This window comes from Aeromicrobium alkaliterrae, from assembly GCF_039529015.1.
In the GTDB taxonomy this organism is placed as follows: Bacteria; Actinomycetota; Actinomycetes; order Propionibacteriales; family Nocardioidaceae; genus Aeromicrobium; species Aeromicrobium alkaliterrae.
Genome location: NZ_BAAAME010000002.1, coordinates 1,215,314 through 1,220,959, shown reverse-complemented (window position 1 = coordinate 1,220,959; position 5,646 = coordinate 1,215,314). Strand labels below are relative to the sequence as shown.

Annotated in this window: 4 protein-coding genes; all 4 read left to right on the top strand. The window is 71.9% G+C overall.

The features are described from left to right. Positions 1 to 41: 41 nt before the first annotated feature. Entirely contained in the window at positions 42 to 2,459 is a 2,418-nt protein-coding gene (locus ABD127_RS07150) for an ATP-binding cassette domain-containing protein (protein WP_344199227.1), read from the top strand. A gap of 9 nt (positions 2,460 to 2,468) precedes the next feature. Continuing rightward, entirely contained in the window at positions 2,469 to 4,124 is a 1,656-nt protein-coding gene (locus ABD127_RS07145; RefSeq protein WP_344199225.1) for an NAD(P)/FAD-dependent oxidoreductase, read from the top strand. A gap of 26 nt (positions 4,125 to 4,150) precedes the next feature. Then, positions 4,151 to 4,438 carry a DUF1330 domain-containing protein gene (locus ABD127_RS07140; protein WP_344199222.1) on the top strand — a complete coding sequence of 96 codons (288 nt, stop codon included), beginning with the start codon at positions 4,151 to 4,153 and terminating at the stop codon, positions 4,436 to 4,438. Between the two features lie 127 nt (positions 4,439 to 4,565). Beyond that, positions 4,566 to 5,603, top strand: coding sequence for an S-layer homology domain-containing protein (locus tag ABD127_RS07135; protein ID WP_344199219.1), 1,038 nt, complete (start codon positions 4,566 to 4,568; stop codon positions 5,601 to 5,603). Positions 5,604 to 5,646: the final 43 nt, after the last annotated feature.

Below are 5,646 nucleotides of genomic sequence, written 5' to 3'. Positions count from 1 at the left end.
CCGGGGCCTCGTGCCGTCGTGGTCCGGACTACGGTGGCGAGATGGCCACCACCGACGACCTCCCCGCCGGCTCGTCGGGATGGATCCGCGTCCGGGGTGCGCAGGAGCACAACCTGCGGGACGTCAGCGTCGACCTCCCGCGCGACTGCCTCGTGGCGTTCACGGGCGTCTCCGGCTCGGGCAAGTCGTCCCTGGCCTTCGGCACGATCTTCGCCGAGTCCCAGCGCCGCTACTTCGAGTCGGTGGCGCCCTACGCGCGCCGGCTGCTCTCGCAGGTGGGCGCGCCCGCGGTGGGCACGATCGACGGGCTCCCGCCGGCCGTCGCCCTGCAGCAGGCCCGTGGCGCGACCAGCTCACGGTCGACGCTCGGCACCTTGAGCTCCTTGTCCGACGTGCTCCGCCTGCTCTACAGCCGCGCCGGCACTTACCCGGACGGCGCTGAGCACCTCCCGGCCTCCGCGTTCTCCCCGAACACCGCCGTCGGCGCCTGCCCGACCTGCCAGGGCAGCGGCGTCGCCCGCCGCACGAGCGAGGCGCTCCTCGTGCCCGATCCGACGCTCACGATCGACGAGGGCGCGATCGGCGTGTGGGCGACGAAGGCCTGGGTGGGTCTCAACGTCCGCCGCATGGTCACGAAGCTCGGCATCGACATCCACGCCCCGTGGCACACGCTTCCGCAGGCCGACCGCGACTGGCTGCTGTTCACCGACGAGACCCCGCGCATGCTGCTGCAGGGCAACAAGCAGGGGGAGGCGAGCGCGTACCACGGCCACTGGTCGTCGGCCGAGACGTTCCTGATGCGCAACCTCGCGAAGACGCAGTCGGCCTCGCAGCGCGAGAAGCTCGAGGCGTTCATCGCCGACGGACCGTGCCCGACGTGCCACGGCAAGCGGCTGCGACCGGCGGCCCTGGCGGTGACGTTCGCCGGGGTCGACATCGCCGACATGGCCGCGATGCCCCTGTCGAGCGTGTGCCAGCTGCTCGACGACGGGCTGGAGCAGCAGGCACGAGGTACCGACCGGCACGGCGCGGCCGCGGCGTCAGCGGCTCGCTCGCTGGTCAAGGACTTCGGAGCCCGGGTCGAGGCGATCATCTCGCTCGGGCTCGGCTACCTGTCGATGGACCGCTCGAGCACGGCGCTCTCCGCGGGCGAGCTGCAGCGCGTGCGCCTGGCCGGGCAGCTCCGCGCGGGGCTGTTCGGGGTGCTCTACGTGCTCGACGAGCCGTCGGCCGGTCTGCACCCCGCCGACTCGGAGGCGCTCTACGCCGCGCTGCGCGAGCTCGTCGCGGCCGGGAACTCCTTGTTCGTCGTCGAGCACGACCTCTCGATCGCCCGCAGCGCGGACTGGGTCGTCGACGTCGGACCGGGAGCCGGGGTCCTCGGGGGGTTGGTCGTGCACAGCGGACCGCCGGAGGCCCTGGCGTCCGTCGAGGGCTCCGCCACGGCCGAGTTCATGTTCGGTCGCGACGAGACGCCGGTCCACACGCCGCGACTGCCCGACGAGTGGCGCGAGATCGACCACCTGGCGACGAACAACCTCCAGGACGTGACCGTCCGGCTCCCGATGGGCGTCATGACGGCCGTCACCGGCGTCTCGGGTGCCGGGAAGTCGTCGCTGCTGACGGCGATCGCCGAACGCCTGGACGCCGACGACGAGCGTCGTGTCGTCGCGATCGACCAGCGCCCGATCGGCCGGTCGCCGCGGTCCAACCTGGCGACCTACACGGGACTCTTCGACGCGGTGCGTCGCCTGTTCGCCGCCACGCCGGAGGCGAAGGAGCGGGGTTGGGCCGCCGGCCGCTTCTCGTTCAACGTCGCCGAGGGACGCTGTCCGACGTGCGAGGGCGAGGGCTTCATCGCCATCGAGCTGGTCTTCCTGCCCACGAGCTACTCCTCGTGCCCCACCTGCGCGGGTTCCCGGTACAACCCCGAGACGCTCGAGGTGCAGTACCAGGGTCGCGACGTCGGCCAGGTGCTCGCGATGACGGTGCACGAGGCCTCCACGTTCTTCGACGACGTCCCCGGCATCACCCGGTCGTTGACGACGCTGCTCGACGTCGGCCTGGGCTACCTGACCCTCGGGCAGCCCGCGACCGAGCTCTCCGGCGGTGAGGCGCAGCGCATCAAGCTCGCGACCGAGCTGCAGCGCCCGCGCCGCGACGGCACGGTGTTCGTGCTCGACGAGCCGACCGGAGGATTGCACCCCGTCAACGTCCGCGACCTCGTGCGGGTGCTCGGACGACTCGTGGACACCGGCGCCACCGTCGTGGTCGTCGAGCACGACATGCGGGTCGTCGCGGCGGCGGACTGGGTCATCGAGATCGGCCCCGGCGGCGGGGACCGTGGCGGGCGGGTCATCGCCGCGGCGACGCCGGCCGACGTCCTGGGCCTGGACGGCAGCGTGACCGCTCCGTACCTCGAGCGCCACCTGGCGACGAGCCGTGGCTCCGACTCCTAGTCTGGGGGCGTGACCCCAGGACCTGCGATCGTCCTCATCGCCCCCGACCATCCCGACGAGATGCAGGCGGGCTTCGCGCGCTACGTGCAGGAGTACGACGTCCGGGTCACCGGGTCGTGCGTCGAGGCGCTCGTCACGACGCGCGAGATCCTCGTCGCCGGGGGCACGGTCGCCCTCGTGGCGAGCGAGTCGGTGCTGCCGGACGCCGAGGTGCTGCACTGCTTCGCGAAGCTCCGCGAGAAGGTGCCGACGGCGCGCCGCCTCATCGCGGCGCACTGGGACCGGTTCCTGACCGACGCCCCCGCGCTGCGCTCGGCGATGGCCCGGGGCGAGTTCGACGCCTTCCTGCTGATGCCGCGCGGCACCCGCGACGAGGAGTTCCACCACGCCGTGACCGAGCTGCTCTCGGACTGGGGTGCCACCGTGCCGGACCCCGAGGTCGTCTCGGTCAAGGTCATCTCGCCCGTCCGCGACGGCCTGACCCTCGCGATCCGCGACTTCCTGGACCGCATGGGCATGCCCCACCGGGTGTGGGAGCCCGACACCGACGCGGGCCGGCACGTGCTCGACCTCTGGGACGGGGAGGTGGCGTTCCCGCTGGTCATGGCGAGCGATCGTCGGGTGATCCAGCCCTCGACCGTGCGCGAGGTCGCCCAGGCGTTCTACGGGGCCCCGACCGAGATCGACGTCGACCAGGTCGTCGACCTGGCCATCGTCGGCGGCGGACCCGCCGGACTCGCGGCGGCGGTCTACTCGGCGTCGGAGGGCCTGTCGACGATCGTGCTCGAGGCCGAGGCGATCGGCGGCCAGGCGGGCACCAGCTCGATGATCCGCAACTACCTGGGTTTCCCGCGGGGGATCTCCGGCATGCGTCTGGCCCAGCGAGCGCGCAACCAGGCGCTCCGCTTCGGCACGCGGTTCTACGCCGGCCAGGTCGTCGACGAGCTGCGGGTCGGGGTCGACGGCCAGCCGCACGTGCTCTGCACCGACACCGGCGAGGTGCGGGCCCGCACGGTCCTGGTCTCCAGCGGCGTGGCCTACCGCAAGCTGCGCGTCGAGCCGCTCGAGGAGCTCGTCGGGTCGGGCGTCCACTACGGCGCGGCGATGTCCGCCGCCCGCGAGATGGAGGGCCGCGACGTCTTCGTCGTCGGCGGCGGGAACTCCGCCGGGCAGGCTGCGGTGCACCTGGCCCGCTTTGCGCGCTCGGTCACGATCGTCGTCCGCCGCCCCACGCTGGCCGCCACGATGTCGTCGTACCTGATCGCCGAGATCGAGCTCAACCGGCGCATCTCGGTGCGCCCCTCGACCCAGGTCGTCGACGGCGGTGGCGAGGCCCGTCTGGAGTGGCTCGAGCTCGAGACGGCCGGGGCCGGTCGCCAGCGCGTCGACGCCGGGGGCCTCTTCCTCCTGCTCGGCGCCGAGCCGCACTGCGAGTGGCTCCCCGGTGAGATCGTCCGCGACGGCGACGGCTTCGTCCTGACCGGTCGCGACGTCCCGAAGGAGCTCTGGATCGGCGACCTGCCGCCTGCGAACCTCGCCACGTCGGTGCCGGGGGTCTTCGCCGCCGGCGACGTCCGCGCCGGGTCGATGAAGCGCGTCGCGTCAGCGACCGGCGAGGGCGCCTCCGTGGTCTCGCTCGTGCACGCTCACCTCGGCGCCGGCTGAGGCACGCTGCCTGACACCATTGCGGCATGACTGCCTACTGGATCAGCACGTACCTCGAGGTGCACGACGCCGACAAGCTCCAGGCCTACGCCGAGCTCGCGGGCCCGGCCATCACCGCCGCCGGCGGCACGTTCCTCGCCCGCGGGCTGCCGAGCGCCTACTACGAGGCCGGGCGCTCGGAGCGCTCGGTCGTCATCGCCTTCGAGTCGGTCGAGGCGGCCGTCGCCGCCCACGACGGCGAGGCGTACCAGGCGGCGCTGGAGGCGCTCGGCGACGGCGTGACGCGCGACCTCCGCATCGTCCCTGGGGTCTGAGGAACGAAAATCTGGATTCTCCATCCTGACGGTGTGATCGGGGTCATAGTGAGCCAGGCGCACTCGCGCTGGTTCCGACTCGAGTCACCGGGCCGGGGCAGATCTCCTCATCCCCCCAGGAGCTTGCATGTCCACCTCCATCCGACGTCACCGACGTCTCGTCGGAGCGCTGATCGCCGGTCTGGCGCTCACGCTCGCGCCGGCGGCCACGCTGTCGGCCTCGGCAGCGCCCGGCGACACCCCGGCGCCGCCCACGAACCTGCGCATCGTCAAGACGCCGACCCCGCCGCCCGGCGAGGTCACGGTGGCGTGGAACGCTTCGGCCACGCCGGACGTCTCCGAGTACCAGATCACGATCTACGGCCCCAGCTACTACGACTTCCTCTACGTGGACGCCGAGGACCCGCTGTCGTACACCATCACCGACCTGATCCCCGGCGCGCCGGTGTACGTCGAGATCCGTGCGCTCAAGGACGAGACGTTCTCGCAGGAGGCGTTCATCCAGGCGTCGAGCCTGGGCGAGGGTGAGGTCCTGCCGTTCACCGACACCGTCGGCAACACGTTCTCCTACGAGATCAACTGGCTCTCGTCGCTGGGCGTCACGACCGGTTACGCGGACGGCACGTTCCGTCCGGGCCAGGCCGTGCTGCGCGAGCAGATGGCCGCGTTCCTGTTCCGCCTGGCGGGCGACGACTGGTACGAGGCCCCGCAGTTCTCGCGCTTCACCGACGTGCCCACCACGGCCACGTTCTACCGCGAGATCTCCTGGCTGTACGACACGGGCATCTCCACCGGTTACTCCAACGGTGACGGCACCCGCTCGTTCGCCCCGTCGCAGCCGGTCCTGCGTGAGCAGATGGCGGCGTTCCTGTACCGCGCGTACGACTCGGGATACACGCACGGCAGCGAGCCGGCGTCGTTCCGCGACGTCCCGTCCTCGTCGACGTTCTTCAACCAGATCGAGTGGCTCGCCCTGGAGGGCATCACGACGGGCTACGCCGAGCCGAGCGGCAAGCCGAGCTTCCGCGGTGGTCAGCCGGTGCTGCGTGAGCAGATGGCGGCGTTCCTGTACCGCGCCAACGGTCTGTTCTTCAGCAACGAGGGCCCGAGCGGCGAGCTCGCGCCGTCGGCCATCCCGGACGGTGCACCGCTCGACGTCTACTGAGACGTCGCGTGACGCACTGAGTCACTGACCACGACGCCCCGGG

Excerpts from the sequence above, each read along its gene's own strand:
- ABD127_RS07150 (WP_344199227.1), top strand. The coding sequence starts at position 42 with ATGGCCACCACCGACGACCTCCCCGCCGGCTCGTCGGGATGGATCCGC.
- ABD127_RS07135 (WP_344199219.1), top strand. The coding sequence starts at position 4,566 with ATGTCCACCTCCATCCGACGTCACCGACGTCTCGTCGGAGCGCTGATC.
- ABD127_RS07140 (WP_344199222.1), top strand. The coding sequence starts at position 4,151 with ATGACTGCCTACTGGATCAGCACGTACCTCGAGGTGCACGACGCCGAC.